This window comes from Caldicellulosiruptor changbaiensis (assembly GCF_003999255.1).
Lineage (GTDB): Bacteria > Bacillota > Thermoanaerobacteria > Caldicellulosiruptorales > Caldicellulosiruptoraceae > Caldicellulosiruptor > Caldicellulosiruptor changbaiensis.
In genome coordinates this window covers 1,032,501-1,057,083 of record NZ_CP034791.1, presented here as the reverse complement: position 1 = coordinate 1,057,083, position 24,583 = coordinate 1,032,501, and the positions used below count along the sequence as shown (strand labels likewise).

The following is a 24,583-nucleotide window of genomic DNA, read 5'->3' as shown; positions in this document are numbered from 1 at the left end:
TCTCACAACTCCTACTCCTCATTACTGAAAAATTCGTTTTCACACGTGGTTGTCAGAATTATTTCCTTGATAAAGACTTTAAGTCTGTCAGCAGCTTTTAGTGCATCGTATTTATTAGCAAAAATCCCAAATACAGCAGGCCCACTTCCTGTCATGACTGTGCCAAGCGCGTTGTGGTTCCTCATAATGTCTTTTACTCTGTTTATCACAGGATACTGATTGACTGTAACAGTTTCTAAAACATTACACAAATTTTTTGCAATCTCACGAATATTGCCCTCTTCAATTGCTACAATCATAGCATCTGTATTGGGTCTTTTTTTGACTTTGCTAAGGTCAAGAGCCTCATAAACAGCCTGAGTCGATACATACACCTCTGGTTTTGCTATTAGTATATTCATCTTTGGCGCTGATTTTAGTTTTGTAACCTTTTCGCCTATTCCCTCACAAAGTGCTGTACCACCAACTAAACAAAATGGAACATCAGCTCCAATTTCTCTTCCCAATTCAATTAGCTCATTTTGGCTTAAATTCAAGCCAAATAGTTTGTTTAGCCCTCTTAAAACAGCCGCAGCATCAGTGCTACCACCTGCTAAGCCTGCTGAAATTGGAATATTCTTTTGAATATGTATCTTAACTCCTTCTTTTACACCAAAACGTTCTTTGACAAGAGAGGCTGCAATGTAAGCATGGTTTTTATTGTCAGTTGGAATGTTTTCACTTGAAGTTGTAACAATTATACTATCTTCTTCTATCTTTTCAATATTTATTATATCATACAAATCCACTGTTTGCATTATTGTTCTGATTTCATGGTAACCATCATCTCTTTTTGAAAGCACATCCAATGTCAAGTTGATCTTTGCATAAGCCTTTAGTATCAATTCATTCCACACCTTTCGCAATGATGTAATTAAAAGCAAGATGTTGTATATTGTATTCTCTATTTAGTTATTTTATCAAAAAAATTGTAGAAATATTAGGAATGCTTATCAAAAATCTTATTCAAAGTGCCAAAATTAAAGAATAGGAATGTAATAAAAAAAGACCACTCTACTTAATGGTCTTAATACATAATGCTCAATTATAATATTACACTATCTATCTTAAGACTTGCAAGCCTTTTTATTAAGTCATTCCATCCAAAAAGTCTCCCTTATAAAATTAATGGCGGAAGGGGTGGGATTCGAACCCACGGCCCGCGTAAGCGGGTCACTGGTTTTCAAGACCAGCTCCTTAAACCACTCGGACACCCTTCCGCTTATTTTCAATTCTATTTTTTTCTCAGAGCAAGATTTATTATAAAACATCTTATCATATATGTCAATAACCCCAAAGGGAATTAAAAAGTTCAAAGCATCAGAAAACCTTAAATCACAAATTTGTTACTTGTTTAATATATTGTAAATGAAATTCTTTTTCAAGCTACGCACAAGGAGAACATCATGTGTGGAATTAGTGGCTGGGTATGTTACTGGAAGGACATTTCAAACTGTGATGACATCATAAAAAATATGGCAGATGCACTCTTACACCGTGGCCCTGACGAAGGTGGTTTTTATCTTTCAAAAAATGCTCTTTTAGGTCACAGGCGACTTACCATAATCGATCCTGAAGGTGGGAAACAACCAATGGTAAAAGAGTACAACAATCAAAAGTATATCGTAGTTTACAATGGAGAGTTGTACAATACCCCAGAGCTTAAAAAAGAATTACAAACTCAAGGTTATACATTCTCTTCTTACTCTGACACAGAAGTACTTTTAACATCATATATTCACTGGAAAGAAGAGTGTGTAAAACGTTTGAATGGGATATTTGCTTTCGCAGTTTATAACGAAACTACCAAGGAACTTTTTTTAGCTCGTGACCACTTAGGAGTAAAACCTTTGTTCTTTTCTTTAAAAAACGGTAACTTCATATTTGCTTCGGAACTCAAGGCTTTACTAAAACATCCCCTTATATCTCCTGTAGTCAGCAAAGAAGGAGTATATGAACTTATTGGACTTTGTCCCGCAAGGTCGCCTTTCTGTGCTATCTTTAAAGACATAATAGAGCTACCACCTGCCTACTATGTTATATACAATTCAAAAGGTATTACCATGGAAGAATATTGGAAATTAAAACCTCAAAACCTTGATAAAAACATTGAGGAAATTAAAGAAATGGTTAAAAATCTTGTTATTGATGCTATCAAAAGACAACTTGTATCTGACTTTGAAATCTGTTCTTTCTTATCTGGTGGGCTTGACTCTACAATTATTACAACTGTTGCAAATAGAGCTTTGAAAAATCAAGGTAAAACTTTAAAGACATTTTCTATTGATTACGAAGAAAATAAAAACTACTACACATTCAATATGTTCCAGCCAACGCTGGATACAGATTTTGCAAAGATGGCTTCCCAAGAAATTGGGACAGATCACATAATAGTTGAAATTGACAATGACCAGCTCTCAGAAAGTCTCTATCAAGCAACAGTTGCAAATGACCTTCCAGGCATGGCTGACATTGACTCATCTCTTTTGTTATTTACAAAAGAAGTAAGGAAACATGCAAAAGTAGCTCTTTCTGGTGAATGTGCTGATGAAATTTTTGGCGGATATCCATGGTATTGGAGCAGTAGCTACAAAGATGTCAAAACCTTCCCATGGTCACCGTCTTTGGATTTTAGGTCAAAGCTTTTATCTCAAAAATATTCAAAAGACGAGCTTAAAGAATACGTAAATTCTAAATATCAGCAATCAGTTGCAAAGGTTATCCTGCCAGAATCTGATTCAGAACAAGACCTAAGACATAGGATACTCTACTACTTAAATGTAAAGTGGTTTATGCTCACTCTTTTAAATAGAAAGGACAGGATGAGCATGATAAATTCTCTTGAGGTAAGAGTTCCGTTTGCAGACTACAGGCTTGTTGAACTTCTCTACAGCATTCCATGGAAAGTAAAACATCTTGGCAATACAGAAAAAGGACTTTTAAGAAGTGCATTTGAAGGCTTAATACCTGAGATTGTGAGAAGTCGCAAAAAAAGTCCTTATCCAAAAACTTATAATCCAAGATATCTAAAAAATGTAAGGGCAAAGGTCGAAAAGATAATAAATTCTTCGTCCATCTTTGAAATTATCAACAAAGAGCAGCTCAAAGAAATTTTAGATAATCCTAACTTTACATTTGAAAAACCATGGTTTGGGCAGCTCATGACACTTCCTCAGTTTTTTGGATATATTGTACAACTTGACTTTTGGATAAAAAACTATAATGTCAACTTCGAATAAAAATAAAATTGTTGTTGTATTTTTATTCACTTTGAGATATAATTTTATCAGGCAATATTTAAGTATTGAAGTTACGATGTTATTTTGGTACTCTTATATACAAAAAGTCAAAAAGGAGAATGAAAATGAAGAAAGCAATACTTGTTTTAGAAGATGGACTTACATTTGAAGGAATCTCACTTGGTGCAGAAGGTGAAACAATTGGTGAGGTTGTTTTCAATACATGTATGACAGGTTATCAAGAAGTGCTCACAGACCCTTCTTACAATGGTCAGATTGTCACAATGACTTATCCTTTAATAGGTAACTATGGCATAAACGATGAGGATGTTGAATCATACAAACCCCACGTTGAGGGTTTTATTGTAAGAGAAGCATGTAAAACACCTTCTAACTTTAGATCAAAAAAGACGTTAGACGAGTATCTAAAAGAGCACAACATAGTTGCAATTGAAGGAGTTGACACACGTGCAATTACAGAGTATATAAGAAACAAAGGTTCTATGTTTGGAATAATTTCAACAGAAACTGATAACAAAGAGCTTCTTTTGAATAAAATTGCAGAATATAAGAATCAAAAACCTCATTTAGTAAAAGAAGTCTCAACTAAAGAAATGTATAGAATAAAAGGAAATAGCAAGAGGGTTGCCGTCCTTGACTTTGGAATAAAGCAGAATATATTAAGAGAGCTGTCAAAAAGAGGACTTGATCTGTATGTTTTTCCATACAATGCTTCACTTGATGAAGTAATGAAAGTAAATCCAGATGGATTTGTATTTTCAAACGGCCCGGGTGATCCAACTGATCTTGAAGAAATATTTGATACTCTAAAAAGTATTATAAGCCTCAAAAAGCCTATCCTTGGAATATGTTTAGGACATCAGCTTTTGGGCCTTTGTTTAGGACTTAAGACATATAAGCTAAAATTTGGTCACCATGGTGGAAATCATCCCGTAAAAGATTTAACAACTGGCAAAGTCTACATTACCTCACAAAATCACAACTATGCAATTGAGTACAAAGAATATGACAAAATAAAGATAACCCATATAAATGTCAATGACAAAACTGTTGAAGGATTTGCTCATTTAGACCTTCCAATTGTTTCTGTTCAATACCACCCTGAGGCAAGCCCTGGTCCACATGATTCAAAATACATCTTTGACCAATATACAAAGCTTTTGAATGGAGTGTAGCAAAAGATGCCAAAGAGAGAAGATATAAAAAAGGTTTTAATCATTGGTTCAGGACCAATAGTAATTGGGCAGGCTGCTGAGTTTGACTATTCAGGGACTCAGGCCTGCCGTGCTTTAAAAGAAGAAGGGATAGAGGTTGTACTTGTCAACTCAAATCCAGCAACAATTATGACAGACACTGAAATAGCTGACAGAGTGTATATTGAGCCAATCTCTGTTGACTATATTGAAGAAATAATAAAAAAAGAAAGGCCACAGGGACTTTTGGCAGGACTTGGCGGACAGACTGCTTTAAACATGGCATTTGAATTAGCTGAAGCCGGTGTGCTTGATAAATACAATGTAAAACTATTGGGAACATCATTAGAAACAATCAAAAAAGCAGAAGACAGAGAGCTTTTCAAAAAGACAATGCTTGAGATAGGCGAGCCAGTACCCAAGAGTATCATTGCACATAATGTGGAAGAAGCTTTAGAATTTGCAAAAGAGGTTGGGTATCCTGTAATTGTCCGCCCTGCATATACTCTTGGTGGCACAGGTGGCGGAATCGCTCATAATGAAGAAGAACTCAAATATATCGCAAGTAAAGGTTTGAAACTTTCTCTAATTCATCAGGTTTTGATTGAGCAAAGCGTTCTTGGGTGGAAAGAAATAGAATACGAAGTGATGAGAGATAGTCAAGACAACTGTATTACTGTGTGCAACATGGAAAACATTGACCCAGTTGGAATTCACACAGGTGACAGTATTGTTGTTGCTCCATCCCAGACGCTCTCTGACAAAGAATATCAAATGCTGAGAAGCGCTGCAATAAATATTATCAGAAGTCTCAAAATTGAAGGTGGCTGCAATGTGCAGTTTGCCCTAAATCCAAACAGTATGGAATATGTTGTTATTGAAGTAAATCCAAGGGTGAGCCGTTCTTCTGCCTTAGCATCAAAAGCAACAGGTTACCCTATTGCTCGAATTGCAGCAAAGATTGCAATAGGTCTTACACTTGATGAGATAATAAATCCAATTACTCAAAACACATATGCAAGTTTTGAGCCTTCTATTGACTATGTAGTTGTAAAAGTTCCACGTTGGCCTTTTGACAAGTTTGAAAAAGCTGATAGAAGATTGGGAACACAAATGAAATCAACAGGCGAGGTAATGGCAATCGGAAGAACATTTGAAGAAGCATTTTTAAAAGCAATTGATTCATTAGATGTCAAAATAAATTACCAGCTTGGACTTAAAAAATTTGAGGAAATGAAAGATGATGAACTTTTGGAGTATATAAAAATCCCTAATGATGAAAGGGTATTTGCAATTTGTGAAGCACTGGCAAGAAACTATGATCCCAAATTTTTAAGTGAGCTTAGCAAAATTGATTTATTCTTTATACAAAAATTCAAAAATATTGTAGAGGTGTCAAAACAGCTTAAAAAGTATGACCTTGACTCTTTGCCCTACGACCTTTTAAAAAAGGCAAAAAGGCTTGGTTTTGGTGATTCTTATATTGCAAACCTTCTAAAAGAAGACGTAGATGATGTAATTGAAATAAGAGAAAAGTGTAAATTAAAACCTTCATTTAAAATGGTTGATACATGTGCGGGTGAGTTTGAGGCAAAAACTCCCTACTTTTACTCAACATATGAAAGTGAAACCGACCTTCAGGTTAGCTCAAACAAAAAAGCAATAGTTATTGGCTCTGGTCCTATTAGAATTGGGCAAGGCATTGAATTTGACTATTGCTGTGTGCATTCAATATTTGCACTCAAAGAAGAAGGTGTTGAGGCAATAATAATAAACAACAATCCTGAAACTGTTTCAACAGACTTTGACACATCTGACAAGCTCTTTTTTGAACCTCTTACAAAAGAGTGCGTACTTGATATTATAAAGCAAGAAAAACCTATGGGCGTAATTGTCCAGTTTGGGGGGCAGACAGCTATCAATATGGCTTCTTACCTTGCTAAAAATGGAGTAAAGATTTTAGGAACATCAATGGAAAGCATTGACATCGCTGAGGACAGAGACAAATTTTTGAATCTTTTAAAATCTCTTGGGATACCTTATCCCCAAGGCGGCTCTGCTTACAACTTAGAAGATGCAATAAAGGTGGCAGAGCAGATTGGCTATCCTGTTTTGGTAAGACCATCTTATGTACTTGGTGGAAGGGCAATGGAAATAGTCTATAACAGACAAGAACTTGAAAGGTACATTAAAGCAGCAATGGAAATTTCTATAAAACACCCTATTTTGATTGACAAATATATTCTTGGCAAAGAGGCAGAGGTTGATGGAATTTCTGATGGTGAAGACGTTTTAATCCCTGGTATTATGGAACACATTGAAAGAGCTGGTGTTCACTCAGGTGACAGTATGGCAGTCTTCCCTCCTCATACACTTTCAGAAAGGGTAAAAGAAAAGATTGTTGATTATACAATAAAACTTGCACGTAGCTTGAAAGTGGTTGGACTTTTCAATATCCAGTTTGTAATTGACAAGGATGAAAATGTATATGTCATCGAGGTAAATCCAAGAGCAAGCAGGACCGTGCCAATCTTGAGCAAAGTAACAGGAATTCCAATGATAAAGATTGCCACAAAATTGATACTCGGTAAAAAACTTAAAGATTTGGGATACAGAACTGGTCTTGTAAAAGAGCCTGACTTTTTCGCAGTAAAAGCACCTGTATTTTCATTCTCAAAACTCTCGAAAGTGGATGCGTATTTAGGACCAGAGATGAAATCAACAGGTGAAGTACTTGGAATTTCTAAAAATCTTAAGGTTGCTCTTTATAAAGCTTTTGTTGCATCCAATCATAAGTTTGTAAAAGAGGGTAGCTGTTTTATCATGGCACCTGAGAGCGAAAGAGATTCAATCTTACAAATTATAAGAAAATTATACGAAATAAATTATAGAGTATATATGCCTGAGAGTATGAAAAACATTGTAAAAGGTTTAAATGTTCAGTTTATAGACGAGAAAATTGCTGAAAAAATGCTAATGGAAGATAAATTTTCATTTATTATAAACATTCCATCAAAAAATTCAAATTACGAATTTGGATTTAAAATGCGAAGACTTTCTGTTGAGTTTGGCATCACTACCTTGACCTCAATAGATACAGCAACTTACTATGTAGACGTGCTGACATCACTTGATGAGCTTGAAAGGGATATCTACTGTTTAAATGACTTATTCAAAGGAGAAAGGATGAAGCAGTATGAGACATTTTCTTTCCTTAAATGATTTGACAAAAGATGAGATACTGTACTTAGTTGACCTTGCTTGCAGGCTAAAAAGTGAAGCAAAAAGAGGCTTTTTCTTTCCTTACCTCAAAAATAAGGCTTTAGGCTTGATTTTTACTAAGGCTTCTACGCGAACAAGAGTATCATTTGAGGTAGGAATCAATCAGCTGGGTGGATACTCGCTTTATCTTGGCAAAAATGACTTGCAGCTTGGTCGCGGTGAGACAATAGGAGATACTGCAAAGGTTTTGTCAAGGTATCTTGATTTGATTGTAATTCGAACATATGCTCAAAGTGAGGTTGAAGAATTTGCAAAGTATTCTTCAATCCCTGTTATAAATGGTCTTACAGATGACTATCACCCAACTCAGATAATAGCTGATTTTCAGACAATCTTTGAGGAAAAAGGAAGACTAAAAGATTTGAAAATTGCCTACGTTGGCGATGGAAATAATGTTGCAGCAACACTTTTGGTAGGTGCAAGTAAACTTGGACTTGATATAGCAGTGGCAACACCAAAAGGATATGAAATAAAAAAAGAAGTTGTTGACTTTGCTAAAGATGAGGCAAAGAGAAGTGGTAGCAATCTTATATTTACCGACAATCCAAAAGAGGCTGTAAAAGATGCAGATGTTGTCTACACAGACACGTGGGTTTCGATGGGGCAAGAAGAGGAAAAAGAAAAGAGGATAAAAGATTTTGAAGGTTACCAGGTAACTCAAGAGCTAATGAAACTTGCAAAAGAGGATGCAATATTCTTGCACTGTCTTCCCGCTTATAGAGGTTTTGAAGTTACTCCTGAGGTTATTGACGGTCCTCAATCCAAAGTTTTTGATGAGGCCGAAAACAGGCTTCATGCTCACAAGGCTATTATGGTGTTTGTGTGTTTGGGAAGAATATGAAATAATTTGAAAAAGGGCTTCATATCAACAACTAAAAAAACTGATATGGAGCCCTAATTGTTTTGTTTTCTATAAAACACTTCTAATTGTTTCTAAGAATCTAACCAAATTTTCCTTCCCCTCATCAATCTTATTTATAATAGCGCTTCCAATGACAATGCCATCTGCTAAGTCTTTAAACCTCAGCACATCTTCTTTGCTCTTGATTCCAAATCCTACTGCCAGGGGTGTTGAAGTAACTTTTTTTAGTTCACTTAATAGTTCATAAATGCTTTTGTCAATTTCGCCTTTAAAGCCTGTAACACCTTTTCTTGTAACACAGTAAACAAACCCTTTTGAAGTTCTTGCAATCATTTTTGCTCTTTCAATTGAGCTTATAGATACAAGGTCAATATAATGCACTCCATTTTCCCTGCAAGCATCCTTAAACTCAGCGCTTTCTTCATACGAAACATCAGGTATAATCACTGCATCTGCACCAAAGTCTTTGCAGTCTTTGAAAAACTTTTCAATTCCCCTTTTGTAAACTGTGTTTGCATAAAGCATTATTGCAATGGGCTTGTCCTTTTTAAACTTTTCTATGCTATAAAAAAGATGGTCTAATTTTACACCTTCTTTCAAGGCCTTAACAGACGCTCTTTGAATAACCTCACCATCTGCAATAGGATCAGAAAATGGAAAGCCAAGCTCCAAAACATCTACATAAGAATAGATAAGCTTTATATACTCAAGAGTTTCCTCCTTAGTTGGATAGCCAAATGTTGTATAACCAATAAATGCCTTTTTCCCCTTCGATTTTAGATCCTCAAATTTCTTATCAATCAAACTCACCTTTAATCTTCCCTCCAAAACTGTAAAATAGTAGCAATATCCTTATCTCCTCTTCCAGAAAGATTTATAACAACCACATCGTCTTTTTTGAACATACCATTTCTTGCCCTTCTTACAACCTCTGCAATGGCATGAGAGCTCTCTAAAGCAGGAATAATCCCTTCCAGCTTACACAAAAGCAAAAATGCCTCTACTGCCTTTTCATCTTCTATCCCCACATACTCAACTCTTCCTATCTCTTTTAAGTAAGCGTGTTCAGGACCAACCCCTGGATAGTCAAGACCTGCTGATATTGAATGTGTGTTTAAAATCTGGCCATCTTCATCCTGCAGTACATACGTCTTTGCACCATGAAGGATGCCAACAGAGCCGCTGCAAAGTGTTGCAGCAGTCTTTCCGGTATTCACACCTTCGCCTGCACCTTCAACACCTATCAGCTTTACCTCAGGCTCATTTAAAAAGGCAGAAAAAATACCAATTGCGTTTGACCCACCACCCACACATGCAAAAACATAGTCAGGTAGTCTTCCCTCTTGCTCTAATATTTGCTTTTTTGTTTCATTGCCAATGACACTTTGAAAATACCTTACTATCCTTGGAAAAGGATGTGGTCCTGCAGCGGTACCAAAAAGATAAAAAGTGTAATCATATGTCTCACTCCAGTCACGCATTGCTTCGTTTATAGCATCTTTTAACGTTTTGCTACCTTTGTCAACTACTCTGACACTGCTGCCAAGCATCTTCATTCTTTGCACATTATGATACTGCCTTTTTGCATCCTCTTCGCCCATGAATATCTCACATTCCATGCCAAAAAGAGCTGCGACGGTAGCTGTTGCAACACCGTGCTGACCCGCACCTGTTTCGGCGATGATTCTCTTTTTGCCCATGTGCTTTGCTAAAAGTGCCTGGCCTATACAGTTGTTTATCTTATGAGCACCTGTGTGGTTCAGATCTTCTCTTTTTAGGTATATCTTGACACCAAGGTGTTTACTCAGATTCTTTGCAAAGTAGAGTGGAGATGGTCTTCCAACATAGTTTTTGAGATAAAACTCATATTCAGATTTAAAATTCTCGTCTTCAATTAACCTTTCAAACTCTTTTTCTATCTGAAGCAGTGCTGGCATCAAAACCTCTGGCGCATACATACCACCAAACCTGCCAAAATACCTATCCATTCTTAACTTCACCAACCTTGTATTTTTGTTAATTTTTCTACGATAGCCCTCATTTTATTAAAATCTTTAAATCCATTCGTCTCTATCCCTGAACTGATATCAATCCCAAGAGGATTAAGGGCAAGATACCTTTCAACATTTTCAGGCGTAATTCCCCCTGCAATGATAAAATCAAAATCGGCATTTTTTGCAAGCTGAACTATATCTATCTCCTTTCCCTTTGGTCTGTCAAGAAGGATAAAGTCTACTATGTCCTTATAAATTTTTGATCTTTCAATGTCATTTACCTTCTCTACCTCGACTGCTTTAATAATCTTGAAACCTTGGCTTTTTAAGTATGTGATAAACTCGATACTTTCATTGCCATGTAGTTGTATAAAGTCAAGTTTTAAATCTTTACTGATACTTAAGACTTCGCTGAGAGTTTGGTTCTTGAAAACTCCAACTGATTTTATAGAAGGATTTTTCATAGCCAGCAATCTCTTTGCAGTGTCTTTTTCAACTTTCCTTGGACTGTCGGCAAAGATCAAGCCTATCATAGTGGGATTTAAGATGTTGCAGTACTCAACATCTTCTTCTCTTCTTATTCCGCAGAACTTTACTATCATATTCTCTCACCAATTATCTCGATCGGATTTTGAGTTTTCATAAAAGATGTTCCTATAAGACAGCCATCCACACCCAAAGAACGGATATACTCAAAGTCTTCTCTTGATTTTATCCCACTTTCGCTTATAACTGCTACATCTTTTGGAATATATTTTAAAAGTCTTTCTGTTTTTTTAAGGTCAATTGTTAAATCATCCAAATTTCTGTTATTAATCCCTATCAATTTAGCCCCGCTATTTAAAGCTTTTTCAATCTCATATTCGTTTTCAACTTCAACAAGAGGAACAATGTCAAGAATCTCTAACACCTTTATAAAAATGCTGAGCTGCTTATTACCCAAGGCTTTTGTGATAAGCAAAGCGGCATCTGCACCTATCATCTTTGTCTGGTACAGCTGCCATATGTCGATGATGAAATCCTTCCTCAAAATAGGAAGAGAAGTAGCACTTTTGACATCCATCAAGTCCTGTTCAGATCCCTTGAAAAAGTTCTTTTCTGTCAGCACAGATATTGCAAAAAACCCTAAGCTCTCGTAAAGCTTTGCGATTCCTTTGACATCAACATTTTCAGAAATTATACCTTCAGATGGAGATGCACGCTTTATTTCACCAATGATACAAAAATTCTCTTTTTTAAAGATATTCCTGAACTTGTTCTCACAAGATGTAGAAGTGCACTTTTCAATAGCTAATTTCTTCATTTTTTCAACTGGAACTAATTGTTTGCACTTTTCGACTTCTTTCTTCTTGACCTCTAATATCTTTTCAAGTACACTCACTTTTTTAAGCCCCCACTTTATAGTGTTGTTGCAAATCTTTAAGCTTTAACATCGCATCACCCTTTTTTATTGCACTTTGGCACAAGGCAATACCTTCTTCAATATCATTTGCAACCTCGGCAATATAAAGAGCAAAAGCAGAATTTAGAACAACTGCCCAATAATAAGCAGAAACCTCACCATTTAAAATACTCATAAAAATTTTCGCATTCTCTTGCGGGGTATATCCTTTAATATCATCAAGTGTGTACTCTATACCATACTCTTTTGGGTCTATGTAGTATTCTTTGATATTATCACCTTGCAACTCTAAAACTCTTGTTTTCTGTGAAACCGAAATTTCATCAAGCCCATCAAGACTGTGAATAACAGCCGCCCTTTTTCTTCTTCCTTTCAAAACAGAAGCTATCTTTTCCTGTGCTTCAAAATCAAAAGCACCAACAACTTGATAGTTCAAACTTACAGGGTTCAAAAGTGGACCTAAGATGTTAAAAACTGTTCTTATGCCAAGTGACTTTCTTACAGTTGCCACTTTTTTCGTTGCTGGATGGTACTTGGGAGCAAATAAAAACGCAAAATTGAGCTTTTCCAAACCTTCTAAAATTCTTTGGGGTGGTGCCTGGATATCTATGCCTAAATTTTCTAAAATATCTGCAGAACCAGAATTGCTCGTAATACTTCTGTTACCATGTTTTGCAACCTTTAAATCAAAGCAGCTGAGAACTATCGCACTTGCAGTTGAAATATTGAATGTACCTTTGCCATCTCCACCAGTCCCACATGTGTCTATCGTCTTTGGATGAGTATATTCAATCTTTTGAGCCTTTTCATAAAATGCATCAACAAAAGCAGAGATTTCTTCTTTTGTCTCTCCTTTTGTTTTAAGTGCTGCCAAAAAAGCTCCAAACTTTATCTCATCAAGCTCGCCATCAAGTATGCTTTCCAAAAGTCTTTTTACTTGGACATAATCCAAATCTTTTTTTGCTGTTATAACCTCAAGCGCTTCTTTGAGCATCTTCTTTCACCTGCCCATAACACAAATCTAAAAAGTTCTGTAATATCTTTTCCCCATCAGGTGTCAATATTGATTCAGGGTGAAATTGAATTCCATATATTTTTAGCTCATCATTCAAAATTGACATAACCTCACCATCTTCACTTACTGCTGCTATTTCGAGTCCCTGCAATGATGCTGTCTTTTCTACAACCAAAGAATGGTATCTGCCTGCAAAGAACCTGTCTGGCACACCTTTGTAAAGTGGACTTCTTTTACCTGCTTCTAATAAGTCAACTCGAGACCTCATCCCATGGTATATAGATTTTGCATGCACAACTTTTGCTCCAAAACATTCGCCTATCACCTGATGTCCCAAACATACCCCCAATATTGGGACTACCCCCGCGAACTTCTTTACTACCTCTGATGAAATACCTGCATCTTTGGGGCTTCCTGGCCCAGGTGAGATTATTATTCCTGCAGGGTTTAGTTTTTGTATGGTGTCAATTGTAACCTTGTCGTTTCTAAAAACTACTACCTGAGTTTTGCTTGCAATCATCTGATAAATATTAAATGTAAATGAATCGTAGTTATCTATTAACAATATCATTTTCATCCACCTCCATAATTTTCAAAAAAGCTCTCAGCTTTGTCAAACACTCTTGGTATTCATTCTCAGGAACAGAAAGGTTAACAATTCCAGCTCCACTTTGAAGTAGAAATGTACTTTCCCTCTTGTCCTTTATGGCCATTCTGATTGCAATTGCTAAGTCAAAACAATCTTTGAAGATGTAACCTATCGCACCTCCATAAAGTCCGCGTCTTTGCCTTTCATATTTTTCTATTAGTTGCATTGCTCTTACCTTTGGTGCACCTGTCAGCGTGCCTGCTGGAAATACTGAAAGTATCGCTTTTACAAGGTTTTTCTCTTCAAGCTCACCTGTGACAACTGAATAGATGTGTATGAGGTTATAAAGCTTTTTAATCTGTAGATATTCCTCTACTTTTACTGTGCCGGCTTTTGAGATTCTCCCCAAATCATTTCTGGCAAGGTCTACAAGCATCACATGTTCACTGATTTCTTTCTTGTCTTTTAATATCTCTATCTTTTTTTGTGCAACATCATCACCATCATTGATTCTATATGTGCCAGCAATAGGGAATGTCTTTACAATGTTTTTCTCCTTTTTAATCAGTGTCTCTGGTGAAAAACAAATAATCTGCTCATCTTTGGTATTTATTACAACAGAGTACTCAGACGGATTCTTTTCTTTCATTGTGTAAAAGAGCTGGTTTGTTGAAATATCGCTTTTTATCTTTATCACTTGAGACAGTACAATCTGAAAAATTTCTCCGTTTCTTATATCCTCTTTTGCTTGTTTAACTATACTGATATAGTAATCTTTTGGAGTATTGTACAAAACCTTGCTCGTGACTTTTTGGTTTTTCCCATTGAACTTGTTAAAGTTTTCCCCTTTGAACTCAAAGCCTTTGGGAACAAGCACTTTGCCATTCCCTAAGTTTTTGTCAACTATGAAATTCTTTTTGTATATAGTAAATACAATGTATGGCTCATCAGTTGAGTAAATGTCTTCTATCAAATTTATAGCATGGTAATTAAAACGCGCTGATATAAATGCATTTTTCTCAATCAAATACGTTAAGATTTTATTGAGCTTTTCTAAAACCCCTTCATGTTCAACCACTTTATTGAAATCATCTTCAATCTCAATTCTATTTTCAAACACCTTTATGACCAAAAGAGTGTCATAGCAAAACGCCAATATTTGGGAATTTTCAAAATAGAAATAATCTTCCCCTATTGACTCAAAATCAATATGAGATATGTCAACTGAACTGTCAAAATATTCTTCGAAGAAAGGAATATTTATACTTACACCTTGATAGCAAAAAAGCCCCGATGAGCTATCGGGGCGCATATTTGCCACCTTATTCATCTTGTAGCTCATCTCCTCTCATCTTTTCTATTCTCATCTCGTCTCATCTCAACTTAAAAACTAAAAATCTTTTCTCTTTCTAAAATTCTGCTTATGATAAATTTGGTTACACCTTTAATTGTTATTTTTAGTATATCAAAAAAACTGATAACTGGCAATAGAAAATTTTAGAAGTTTGCCTGCTAAACTGTGAAAGTCTCTATTTCTCTGCCTCAAACATCTCGTCGGTCATTTACCTTTTGTTAGTAACCTACATACATCGTTTCCCCTTTTTGCTTTCAAACTACAATATTATCATCTCTTTTGTCGAGCCTGTTAAAATTTCGCATCCATTTTTCTTCACAACGACCAAATCTTCTATTCTTACACCACCCACCTCTTCAAGATAAATGCCTGGTTCAACTGTTACAACCATATTCTCTTTCAAAATTGCCTCCGACTTTGGCGAAAGCCTTGGAAGTTCATGTATCTCAAGCCCTACTCCATGGCCTAATGAATGACCAAATTTTTCTATATAACCAAAGGAACCTATATAATCACGTGCAATTTTGTCCACTTCAAGACATTTCATCCCTTCTTTTATAAATTCTTCTGCCTTTTGCTGAGCTTCTTTTACAATATTGTATATGCGAATCATCGAGTTGTCAGGCTTTCCAACAAATATTGTCCTTGTCATATCCGACATGTAGCCGTCAAAGCTGCAGCCAAAATCTATTGTTACTATATCTCCATACTCAATCTTTTTGTTCGTAGCTGTGCCGTGCGGAAGCGAACTTCTTTTTCCAGATGCTACAATAGGTTCAAATGAAAACCCTTTTGCCCCGGTTTTCAATATAAAATAGTTCAGCTCTGCAACAACCTCATTTTCCGATACGCCCGGTTTTATAAATTTTAAAATATGCTCAAAAGCCTTATCTGTTATTTCAACAGCTCTTTTTATAAGTTTAATTTCTTCTTCATCTTTCACAGCTCTTATTTCATCAATGCTGAAGGAAAGAGGATAAATTCTATCCCCTATCTTCTCTTTCATATCAGAAAATGTTGAAAAAGTAAGGTTGTATCCTTCAAAATAAAGTGAATCTATATGATTCTGAGAGAGAATATCCAAAATGGCCTCATAAAGCTTTCCCTTATAGTCGATAATCTCAAATTCACTTGCCTCTTTTTTTGCTTGTTCAACGTATCTAAAATCTGTAAGTAGGTATTTCTTTTTATCTCTGGTGAGAAGTAAAAAACTCTCATCTCCTTTAAAATTGCTAAGATATCTCACATTTTCTTTTTTTGTGATAAATACCGCCTCTATTTTTTCATCCCTTGCAAAAACCTTCTCAATTCTCTTGTCAGTCATTTATAATATCCCTCACTTTTGTAACTTTTTTGGATCAATCTAAAATCTCCTTTAATGCGTAAAGTGCAATTATATAGCTTTTTATACCAAAACCAGAGATTTGTCCCACACATGCTGGTGCAATTACACTTCTTTTTCTAAACTCTTCTCTTGCATGGATGTTGGAAATATGTACTTCAATTGTTGGGATGTTTACAGCTTTTATTGCATCGTGAATGGCATAACTGTAATGGGTGTAAGCACCTGGATTGATAATTATTCCATCTATATCTTCATCAAGAGCTCTGTGGATTCTATCTATAATCTCACCCTCATGATTTGACTGAAAAAAGAGTATATTTAAATTAAGTTCAGTTGCCTTTTTTGATATTATCTCCAAAAGCTTATTGTAATTTGTACTGCCGTATATATCTTTCTCTCTGATACCTAAAAGGTTTAGATTTGGCCCATTTATAACCAAAATCTTTTTCATTTTGTACCTCACATCCTCTTTTCTAATATTTCATAGTAAATTTTCTTTAGCACAAGTGCATCTTCACTCATGTAGTCTTTTGACTCACAGATAATGACAGGTTCAAGCTTTAGCTCAACAAGAGCCTCTGCCAACGGCTCAAAGTCAGGTTCATATTGCTTGTCCTCATAATTCCAGTGCTTCTTTTCTCCTTGTGATGTGTATTCAATTCTGCTAAAGTGACTGTGAAATCTTCTCATTCTCTCGTATCCAAGCTGGTCTATAAATTTTTTTAAAAGATTCACAAAATCCTCTTTGGTTTTTAACCCTCCACCAGTAAATGCATTGATGTGTCCAAAGTCAATCGTTGGAAGAAGAATCTCGTCAATTTTGCATATCTCTATTATTTCATCAACACTTCCAAGATTGTTTTTCTTTCCCATTGTCTCAGGACATAAAAAAATTCCTTCTGCTTTCATTTCCTTGACTACATTTACAACCTCAAGTATAGCTTTTTTAGCTGTCTCAAAAGCAAGTTTTCTGTCAACCTTTGCACAAGACCCGGGATGAAATACAATCCTCTCTGCTTTCATTTCTTTTGCGACCTCTACGCACTCATAAATATATTCCTTGGACTTTTGCAATTTCTCTTCCTCTTGACTGCCAAAGTTTATATAATACGGAGCATGGATTGACACAAGTATATCATACTTTTTAGCTTCATCTCCTATTTGTCTTGCCTTTTCCTTTGAAATATTTACACCTTTGTTGCACTGGTATTCATATGCTGAAAGCCCTATAGAATGAAGCCACTTTGGTGCTTCAACACTGGACTTGTATCCTGCATCGTAAAAGCTCTGGGAGTTACCTGCAGGCCCAAACCTTGTCATTTCCAACTCTCCTTTGCCATATGGATTGAAATTATCTTCTCAGCTACAAGATCAGGACTTAGGATATCTGTGTTTATCTCAAAATCACAGTTCTTATAAAACGGCATTCTCAGGTTCATAAGTCTTATAATGTTGCTAAGTTTGTCACCATTTTTCAGAAGCGGTCTTGTGTTATCGTCTTTTAATCTTTTTAGAATACTTTCAGGAGATGCATACAAAAAATAAATGACTCCATTTTCTCTTAAAAGTCTTACATTTTCAGGATCTAAAACAACTCCTCCACCTGTTGATATAACAACGTTTTCAAGCTTTGAAACTCTTTCAATAACTCTTTTTTCGCATTCTCTAAATTTTTTCTCGCCATGTATTTCGAATATCTGGTCAATTGTCAGTCCAAACTCTTTTATTATCTCAGAGTCGGTATCAACAAGATCAATATTCAATTTTTCTGCAACTAATCTCCCTATAGTTGTCTTGCCACTTCCCATAAAGCCTGTTAGGACAATGTTTTTCATTTTAATATACCTTTCCTTTTTAATAAGCCGTGTGGTGTGAAAGTTTGTATTTATTATACCATAAAATCTTTACATTGAAAAAATAAAAAGACCATTCTTACAATCGAATGGCCTTTTAAAAATATTTTACTTTCTCACTTTCTATTGAGTCTTTATAATCTCAATGCAGTTCATAAAATCTTTAAGCATTGCCCATCCTTGCAAGCCTTTTTCTGTTTTTATAAGGTACCAATCATAAAGCTTATTGTTCTTCTTCGATTGGTCTTTGAACCAATTAGAAGTGTCGCAACTTACTATTTCTATCTTTTCTCCTTTCCTTGTAATTGTTAATTTGCTTTTTTGGTCTCTGTAAGAGTATAAAACAAAGGGTTTTTTAACATATGCAAAAACACCAACATTGTATAACTCTTGTGGAGAAAGTTTTAAGGTCCGTACACCAGAAAGTGTCTGGTTTAAGACATATTTTTCTTTTTTTATCCAAAAGTCCATATTTACTTCAACGATAACCTCTTTATTTCCAAAAATGATCGGTTTTGAATCTGAGGTAAGAAGTTCTTTAAGCGCTTTACCTTTATAATCTAATATCACATACTTTTCACCCTTATTTGAACTATAATGAAACAGAATTTCTTTGTATTGATCACTGCTATCTATATCTACTATTTCAGTTCCAATTACCTGTAAAATATTTTCTTTTGGTTGATAAAGGGCACTGTTTACACTTAGTACATACTTTTTCTGGTTTTTATCCAGCCAAACGCTTATTGTATCCACCTGCGCATCTGAATTCAAATCAACCTGCTGCTGGAAAACCAATTCTTTTTGGATATTTTGCTTTACAGATTTTGACGCTTTTTGAACTGAAGCAGGCAACTTATTTAAATTTTTTGCACTTGCTGCCATAAACAAGCTTTCGATAATAAGGGCTATTATTAATGAAATTATAAGTAATATCAGGGCTTTTGCTATTATTCTCCTGAGCATTCTCGTTCATCCTTTACATAATGTTTATCCTTCTAATTATAATCATACCCCAGCAAAAAAGGGGTATCAATACTAATAAGCAAATTTACAAGATTTTTTAATATTTTTGTAATCCAAATCACTTTGAACTTTTTTGTATTTCAGAGCGTTTAATTTGTAGCAGGAGTGATAGGTAGTGGATGAAAAAAGATTAATAGATGAGGCAAAAAAAGGAAATAAAGAAGCTCTCTGCAAGCTTATTGAAAATAATCTAAATATTCTTTCTGGTTTTGTGATAAAGATGACTGCAGACTATCATCTTGCCCAGGATGTTGTCCAGGAAACTCTTTTAAAAGCTATCATAAACATAGATAAGTTCTCACCAGATGTAAAGTTTTCGACATGGCTTATAAAAATCTCTATAAACGTATATAAAAGCTTTTTGAGAAAAAATAAAAGATATACCTACTTGGATGGATCATATAAAGATTATATGCAGGACGCAGAACATGCTGCCATTTCAAATAGTGAATACAAGGACATTTGCAAAGCTATTTTGTCGCTTGATTATAAATTCAGAGCTGTTTTTGTCCTGAAACATTTTTATGGATATAAATATAAAGAAATTGCCAAAATTTTAAACTGTCCTATCGGGACAGTAAGGTCAAGGCTCCATTTTGCTATAAAGTTTCTGGTAAAAGAGCTTGAAAAGAAAGGAGTGCTGGAAAGTGAAAACAAAAAAGAGTGAAAAAATTCAAAATTTAATTATTGATAAATACTATGAAGAAGTAGAAAATGAAGTTTTAGAAAAAATAGATTGCGATAATACTTTGCTTGAGAAAAAGTTAAAACTTTTAAAAAACAAACTTGAGCCTATGAATAAATTTCCTTTGGTGAAGATAGATATCCAGAAAGTCATTGAAGATGCAATAGAAGCAAAAGCCAAAAAGCAGGAAAAGGTTAATCTTCTACTATTTTTGCTTTTGAGTTTTCTTATCTTATCCGTTTATATTTTGCTAATTAACATCAATGGTTTTGGATTTTTCATAAGGCTTCAGATACTTTTCGAAACGCTGTTGCCATGGATTTTAATCCCTGCATCATTGATATCTAAGGAGAAAGGTGTGAGAACATGAAGATTAATAAAACATTTGTATTTTTTCTCATTACAGCTACTATTTGCTTGAGCTTTTTGCTTTTTTTAGTCCAGCAGTTTTCTGATGAAAAAATATCAATGGGTCTTTTGATAATTTTATTCTTCTTATTGATGGCTCAGGCTGTATATATATTCTTTGATGCTAAAAACAGAGGCGAAAAATACTATTTTCTCTGGGGTTTATTTGGACTTTTAAATTTTCCTAGCAGTCTTATAATATATCTTCTTATCACAAGGGTAATTCTAAAAGATAAAAATAAAACAACTTACTGAAAAGGAGTGTTTCGGGATGCTCGGAAATATGGATATAGAAGAAATGCTAAAATTGCTTACACCTGTAATTGTACTGCAGTTTGTTCTTATGATTTTCTGTCTTGTTAAGTTGAAAAATGACAAAGTAAAATATCTCCCAAAATGGACGTGGGCGCTAATAATAATTATTTTCAACTTTGTGGGTCCTATAGTTTACTTGTTACTTGGAAGAGAGCGTGATTAAGTTTGCTGAAAGTGATAAATCTTCACAAAAGCTTTGGAAAGGTAAAAGCTTTAAAAGGCATATCATTTGAAGTAAAACCTGCTACAATCCATGGTTTTCTTGGACCGAATGGAGCAGGTAAGACAACCACAATGAAAATTCTTTCTGGACTAATTAGTTTTGATGAAGGAACAATCTTATTTGACAATCTTAATTTTAAGGCAAACAAAAAAGCCATAGTGAAACAAATTGGATTCCTTTCTCAAAATCCTGTATTCTATGGTTATCTCACACCAGTTGAGTATTTAAGCTTAATAGGACAAATTTGCAATTTTGAAAGTAGAACTATTAAAAAGAGGACTGAAGAAGTCCTTGAGATTGTAAAACTTTCAAACGTTTCTAAAAGAAAAATCTCAACTTTTTCAGGCGGAATGCTTCAGAGACTTGGAATAGCTGTCGCAATATTTAATAAGCCTAAACTATTGCTTCTTGATGAACCAACCGCTTCTTTAGACCCAGAAGGAAGAGCTGAAGTTTTGGAACATATAAGATCCTTGAAAGAAGAAGGAATTACAGTATTTTTTTCAACACACATATTAAACGATGTTGAAAGAATTTGTGACTACGTAACAATATTGCATGAAGGTAAAATAATTGTCAGTGACAGTTTAGAAAACCTTCAAAAACGATATATTCAACCTGTTTTTTGTGTTGAGTTTGAAAGTATTCCTAACAAGTTGGAAGAAAAATTGTCTCAGTTTCCTTATATTCGAAAAATCGATATTGACAACTACGGGAAAGTTTCAATTTATGTTAACAATGTTGAAATTGCAAAAAGAGAATTAATAAAAGTATTGGCACAGATAGATAAGCCCATTTTATCCTTTTATTTAAAAAAGCCCTCGCTGGAAGATATCTTCATAAGGGTGGTAGATAAAAGTGACGACATTTAAAGCATATTTTAAAAAAGAATTCATTGAAGGGATAAGACAGTATAAATACATTGCTCTTGCAACCGGTATAATATTGTTCTCTATCTTAGATCCAATAATGTTAAAACTTCTTCCAACTTTTGTTAGTAACAAGATTCCTGCCAATTTAATACACAAGCTATTTGAGTTTAAGACTAAAGACGCATTGGCAAATTATATCAAAGATCTTTTTCAAATTGGTACGCTATTTGTAATATTCACTGCTGCAGGTAGTATAAATGAGGAAGTATATTCTCAAAAAATAGTTTTTCCTCTCACAAAAGGTGCAAGTAAATCTCAAATTGTTATGGCAAAGTTTTTACATTTTTTAGTTGCAGTTTGCTTTTTCTTGTTTGTAGGCTTATTCCTCAACCGATATTACGCTAATCTTCTTTTTGAAGGACAAAAAATTGCTATCTCCGATACAATTCTTGTTTATTTTCTTTTGTGTATTTATTACCTGTTTGTGATTTCGATTACACTACTTTTCAGCAGCTTTACAAAGAAAAATATCTCAGCTGGAATTTTGGCATGTGCAGCCTCTTTTTCTACTGCTCTACTCTCTCAGTTTGAAAAACTTAAGAAGTTCAGTCCATATAATTTAATTTTGCTTACAAACAGTGTTGACTTACAAGATGCAAAAATAGCAATGTTAATTACCGTTTTTTTAACTCTTATATTCTTAGTAACAACCATTTCTCGATTTAATAACTTGAAATTAAATTGAATTCTCATACACAGGAATTTTTTATATGCTACCATATGTAAAGATGGTTAAGTAGAATATGAGAATTGTTAAACATTTAACACACTTATTAAAAATAAAAAATCCGGCAGCCACCTACTTTCCCGTGCCGTCTCCAGCACAGTATCATCGGCGTTGCGAGGCTTAACTTCCGTGTTCGGAATGGGAACGGGTGTTACCCTCGCTCTTTCGCCACCGGATTTGTTACCTCTTCTTTCTTCCTCTTCTTTCTTCCTTTTTATCAGCAGCCTCGCAAGTGAATAGGGTAAGACTGGTTTTTTTCGGTCAAGCTCCTCGGGTCATTAGTACCGCCTTGCTCAACGCCTCACAGCGCTTACACATGCGGCCTATCTACCTGGTAGTCTCCCAGGACCCTTACCACCCTCTTTGGGTGTGGGGTATCTCATCTTGGGGTGGGCTTCACGCTTAGATGCTTTCAGCGTTTATCCCATCCGGACTTGGCTTCCCAGCCGTGCCCCTGGCGGAACAACTGGTAAACCAGCGGTCCGTCCAACCCGGTCCTCTCGTACTAGGGTCAGCTCCCCTCAAATACCCTGCGCCCGCGGCGGATAAGGACCGAACTGTCTCACGACGTTCTGAACCCAGCTCACGTACCGCTTTAATGGGCGAACAGCCCAACCCTTGGGACCTACTTCAGCCCCAGGATGCGATGAGCCGACATCGAGGTGCCAAACCTCCCCGTCGATGTGGACTCTCGGGGGAGATCAGCCTGTTATCCCCGGGGTAACTTTTATCCGTTGAGCGACGGCTCTCCCACTCGAAAACCGCCGGATCACTAAGCCCGACTTTCGTCCCTGCTCGACCTGTCGGTCTCACAGTCAAGCCACCTTACCGCCTTTGCACTCCTACCGCACGATTTCCATCCGTGCTGAGGTGACCTTTGGGCGCCTCCGTTACCTTTTAGGAGGCGACCGCCCCAGTCAAACTGCCCACCTGACAGTGTCCCATCACTCGGTTCAGAGTGTCTGGTTAGTGCCCCAGTGCACCCAGAGTGGTATCCCACCGACGGCTCCATGGAAGCTGGCGCCCCCACTTCTCTGCCTCCCACCTATCCTGTACAGGGCACACCAAAACACAGTGCCAGGCTGCAGTAAAGCTCCACGGGGTCTTTCTGTCCAACCGCGGGTAACCAGCGTCTTCACTGGTACCACAATTTCGCCGGGCACACCGCCAAGACAGCGCCCAAGTCGTTACGCCATTCGTGCGGGTCGGAACTTACCCGACAAGGAATTTCGCTACCTTAGGACCGTTATAGTTACGGCCGCCGTTCACTGGGGCTTCGGTTCGGAGCTTTCCACCCCTCCCCTTAACCTTCCAGCACCGGGCAGGCGTCAGCCCCTATACCTCGCCTTTCGGCTTCGCAGAGACCTGTGTTTTTGATAAACAGTCGCTTGGGCCTATTCCCTGCGACCCTGAGCTCTTCACCCAGGGCACCCCTTCTCCCGAAGTTACGGGGTCAGTTTGCCGAGTTCCTTAGCGGTGCTTCACCCGTCCGTCTGTGGATTCTCTCCTCGCCCACCTGTGTCGGTTTCCAGTACGGGCACCTGCCTTCGCCTACGCGACGCTTTTCTTGGCAGTGTGAAGCGCGGCACTTCGCCTACTATAAATTCGGCTCCCCATCACGGCTCACGGTTGTATGGGCGTGCGGATTTGCCTACACACCCCCGCTCGCCGCTTGGCCGGGGTCAACCAACGCCCCGGTTGCCTGCTCCTCCTGCGTCCCGCCCCGTAGGTTAACCTCCGGCAGGTGGCTCAGGAATATCAACCTGATACCCATCAGCTACGCCTTTCGGCCTCGCCTTAGGCCCCGGCTAACTCTGGGCGGATTCGCCTTCCCCAGAAAACCTTGGGCTTCCGACGGGCAGGCTTCCCACCTGCCTCGCGCTACTTATTCCGGCATTCTCACTTCTGCCTCGTCCACCCTGGCTTACGCCTTGGGCTTCGCCCTGTCGCAGAACGCTCCCCTACCGCTTAAAGCCGATTACCTCGGCTTTAAACCCGCTGCTTCGGTGTGTGGCTTGAAGCCCCGAGTATTTTCGGCGCCCAGCCGCTCGACCAGTGAGCTGTTACGCACTCTTTAAA

General features: G+C 36.7%; 23 protein-coding genes, 1 tRNA gene and 2 rRNA genes (1 of these 26 running past the window's edge). 10 read left to right on the top strand and 16 right to left on the bottom strand.

The features are described 5' to 3' along the window. Window positions 1-11: 11 nt before the first annotated feature. Together ispE and ELD05_RS05000 are read right to left on the bottom strand one after the other, a co-directional pair. Complete coding sequence (gene ispE / locus ELD05_RS05005) at window positions 12-884, bottom strand: 4-(cytidine 5'-diphospho)-2-C-methyl-D-erythritol kinase (RefSeq protein WP_011917729.1); 873 nt, start codon at window positions 882-884, stop codon at window positions 12-14. Window positions 885-1,168: 284 nt separating this feature from the next. Next, window positions 1,169-1,259, bottom strand: a tRNA-Ser gene (locus tag ELD05_RS05000). A gap of 186 nt (window positions 1,260-1,445) precedes the next feature. Between ELD05_RS05000 and asnB the strand changes: the two genes are divergently transcribed. The 4 genes from asnB (at window position 1,446) to argF (ending at window position 8,615) form a co-directional block, all read left to right on the top strand. Beyond that, window positions 1,446-3,278 carry an asparagine synthase (glutamine-hydrolyzing) gene (asnB, locus tag ELD05_RS04995; RefSeq protein ID WP_127351586.1) on the top strand — a complete coding sequence of 611 codons (1,833 nt, stop codon included), beginning with the start codon at window positions 1,446-1,448 and terminating at the stop codon, window positions 3,276-3,278. 125 nt (window positions 3,279-3,403) lie between these two features. After that, the gene (carA, locus tag ELD05_RS04990) at window positions 3,404-4,474 is read left to right on the top strand and encodes a glutamine-hydrolyzing carbamoyl-phosphate synthase small subunit (protein WP_127351585.1); all 1,071 of its coding nucleotides are present in this window, start codon (window positions 3,404-3,406) and stop codon (window positions 4,472-4,474) included. 6 nt (window positions 4,475-4,480) lie between these two features. After that, window positions 4,481-7,714, top strand: a complete 3,234-nt coding sequence (carB, locus tag ELD05_RS04985; protein ID WP_127351584.1) for a carbamoyl-phosphate synthase (glutamine-hydrolyzing) large subunit — start codon at window positions 4,481-4,483, stop codon at window positions 7,712-7,714. Then, window positions 7,689-8,615, top strand: a complete 927-nt coding sequence (argF, locus tag ELD05_RS04980) for an ornithine carbamoyltransferase (RefSeq protein ID WP_127351583.1) — start codon at window positions 7,689-7,691, stop codon at window positions 8,613-8,615. The genes carB and argF overlap by 26 nt, the downstream gene beginning before the upstream one ends. A gap of 69 nt (window positions 8,616-8,684) precedes the next feature. On the opposite strand, the gene trpA is transcribed toward argF, so the two are convergent. From trpA to ELD05_RS04920, 12 genes are all read right to left on the bottom strand, one after another. Continuing rightward, the gene (gene trpA / locus ELD05_RS04975) at window positions 8,685-9,446 is read right to left on the bottom strand and encodes a tryptophan synthase subunit alpha (RefSeq protein WP_127351582.1); all 762 of its coding nucleotides are present in this window, start codon (window positions 9,444-9,446) and stop codon (window positions 8,685-8,687) included. Window positions 9,447-9,448: 2 nt separating this feature from the next. Continuing rightward, entirely contained in the window at window positions 9,449-10,624 is a 1,176-nt protein-coding gene (trpB, locus tag ELD05_RS04970) for a tryptophan synthase subunit beta (protein ID WP_127351581.1), read from the bottom strand. Between the two features lie 8 nt (window positions 10,625-10,632). After that, on the bottom strand, window positions 10,633-11,232 hold the full coding sequence (locus ELD05_RS04965; protein ID WP_127351580.1) for a phosphoribosylanthranilate isomerase: 600 nt from the start codon (window positions 11,230-11,232) through the stop codon (window positions 10,633-10,635). Further along, window positions 11,229-12,011: an indole-3-glycerol phosphate synthase TrpC gene (gene trpC / locus ELD05_RS04960; RefSeq protein WP_127351579.1), complete on the bottom strand. Its 783-nt coding sequence runs from the start codon at window positions 12,009-12,011 to the stop codon at window positions 11,229-11,231. The genes ELD05_RS04965 and trpC overlap by 4 nt, the downstream gene beginning before the upstream one ends. 4 nt (window positions 12,012-12,015) lie before the next feature. Then, complete coding sequence (gene trpD, locus ELD05_RS04955; protein WP_127351578.1) at window positions 12,016-13,026, bottom strand: anthranilate phosphoribosyltransferase; 1,011 nt, start codon at window positions 13,024-13,026, stop codon at window positions 12,016-12,018. Beyond that, window positions 13,007-13,618 (bottom strand): anthranilate synthase component II, encoded by a 612-nt coding sequence (locus tag ELD05_RS04950; protein WP_127351577.1) that lies wholly within the window; start codon window positions 13,616-13,618, stop codon window positions 13,007-13,009. The genes trpD and ELD05_RS04950 overlap by 20 nt, the downstream gene beginning before the upstream one ends. Then, the gene (locus ELD05_RS04945; RefSeq protein ID WP_127351576.1) at window positions 13,599-14,966 is read right to left on the bottom strand and encodes an anthranilate synthase component I family protein; all 1,368 of its coding nucleotides are present in this window, start codon (window positions 14,964-14,966) and stop codon (window positions 13,599-13,601) included. Before ELD05_RS04945 ends, ELD05_RS04950 begins: the two co-directional genes overlap by 20 nt. 283 nt (window positions 14,967-15,249) lie before the next feature. After that, window positions 15,250-16,314: a M24 family metallopeptidase gene (locus tag ELD05_RS04940; protein ID WP_127351575.1), complete on the bottom strand. Its 1,065-nt coding sequence runs from the start codon at window positions 16,312-16,314 to the stop codon at window positions 15,250-15,252. A 34-nt stretch (window positions 16,315-16,348) separates the two neighbouring features. Then, window positions 16,349-16,786, bottom strand: coding sequence for a type II 3-dehydroquinate dehydratase (aroQ, locus tag ELD05_RS04935; protein ID WP_127351574.1), 438 nt, complete (start codon window positions 16,784-16,786; stop codon window positions 16,349-16,351). An 8-nt stretch (window positions 16,787-16,794) separates the two neighbouring features. Continuing rightward, window positions 16,795-17,655, bottom strand: a complete 861-nt coding sequence (locus ELD05_RS04930) for a TIM barrel protein (RefSeq protein ID WP_127351573.1) — start codon at window positions 17,653-17,655, stop codon at window positions 16,795-16,797. Next, window positions 17,652-18,170: a shikimate kinase gene (locus ELD05_RS04925; protein WP_127351572.1), complete on the bottom strand. Its 519-nt coding sequence runs from the start codon at window positions 18,168-18,170 to the stop codon at window positions 17,652-17,654. The genes ELD05_RS04930 and ELD05_RS04925 overlap by 4 nt, the downstream gene beginning before the upstream one ends. Window positions 18,171-18,311: 141 nt before the next feature. Continuing rightward, on the bottom strand, window positions 18,312-19,154 hold the full coding sequence (locus ELD05_RS04920; protein WP_127351571.1) for a hypothetical protein: 843 nt from the start codon (window positions 19,152-19,154) through the stop codon (window positions 18,312-18,314). Between the two features lie 175 nt (window positions 19,155-19,329). Here ELD05_RS04920 and sigY point away from each other — a divergent pair, with 175 nt between their 5' ends. The 6 genes from sigY to ELD05_RS04890 are packed head-to-tail and all read left to right on the top strand — an operon-like array spanning window position 19,330 to window position 22,462. Then, entirely contained in the window at window positions 19,330-19,881 is a 552-nt protein-coding gene (gene sigY / locus ELD05_RS04915) for an RNA polymerase sigma factor SigY (protein ID WP_127351570.1), read from the top strand. Further along, the gene (locus ELD05_RS04910; RefSeq protein WP_127351569.1) at window positions 19,862-20,269 is read left to right on the top strand and encodes a hypothetical protein; all 408 of its coding nucleotides are present in this window, start codon (window positions 19,862-19,864) and stop codon (window positions 20,267-20,269) included. Before sigY ends, ELD05_RS04910 begins: the two co-directional genes overlap by 20 nt. Beyond that, a complete protein-coding gene (locus ELD05_RS04905; RefSeq protein ID WP_127351568.1) occupies window positions 20,266-20,562 on the top strand; it encodes a hypothetical protein in 297 nt (98 codons plus the stop codon). The genes ELD05_RS04910 and ELD05_RS04905 overlap by 4 nt, the downstream gene beginning before the upstream one ends. A gap of 16 nt (window positions 20,563-20,578) precedes the next feature. Beyond that, window positions 20,579-20,785 carry a PLD nuclease N-terminal domain-containing protein gene (locus tag ELD05_RS04900; RefSeq protein ID WP_039764605.1) on the top strand — a complete coding sequence of 69 codons (207 nt, stop codon included), beginning with the start codon at window positions 20,579-20,581 and terminating at the stop codon, window positions 20,783-20,785. A gap of 2 nt (window positions 20,786-20,787) precedes the next feature. Next, a complete protein-coding gene (locus ELD05_RS04895) occupies window positions 20,788-21,717 on the top strand; it encodes an ABC transporter ATP-binding protein (RefSeq protein ID WP_127351567.1) in 930 nt (309 codons plus the stop codon). Next, a complete protein-coding gene (locus tag ELD05_RS04890; RefSeq protein WP_127351566.1) occupies window positions 21,704-22,462 on the top strand; it encodes an ABC transporter permease in 759 nt (252 codons plus the stop codon). Before ELD05_RS04895 ends, ELD05_RS04890 begins: the two co-directional genes overlap by 14 nt. A 101-nt stretch (window positions 22,463-22,563) precedes the next feature. On the opposite strand, the gene rrf is transcribed toward ELD05_RS04890, so the two are convergent. Both rrf and ELD05_RS04880 read right to left on the bottom strand, forming a co-directional pair. After that, window positions 22,564-22,680 (bottom strand): 5S ribosomal RNA (rrf, locus tag ELD05_RS04885). Between the two features lie 81 nt (window positions 22,681-22,761). Next, window positions 22,762-24,583: ribosomal RNA gene (locus ELD05_RS04880) — 23S ribosomal RNA — on the bottom strand; it runs 1,139 nt beyond the window's last position.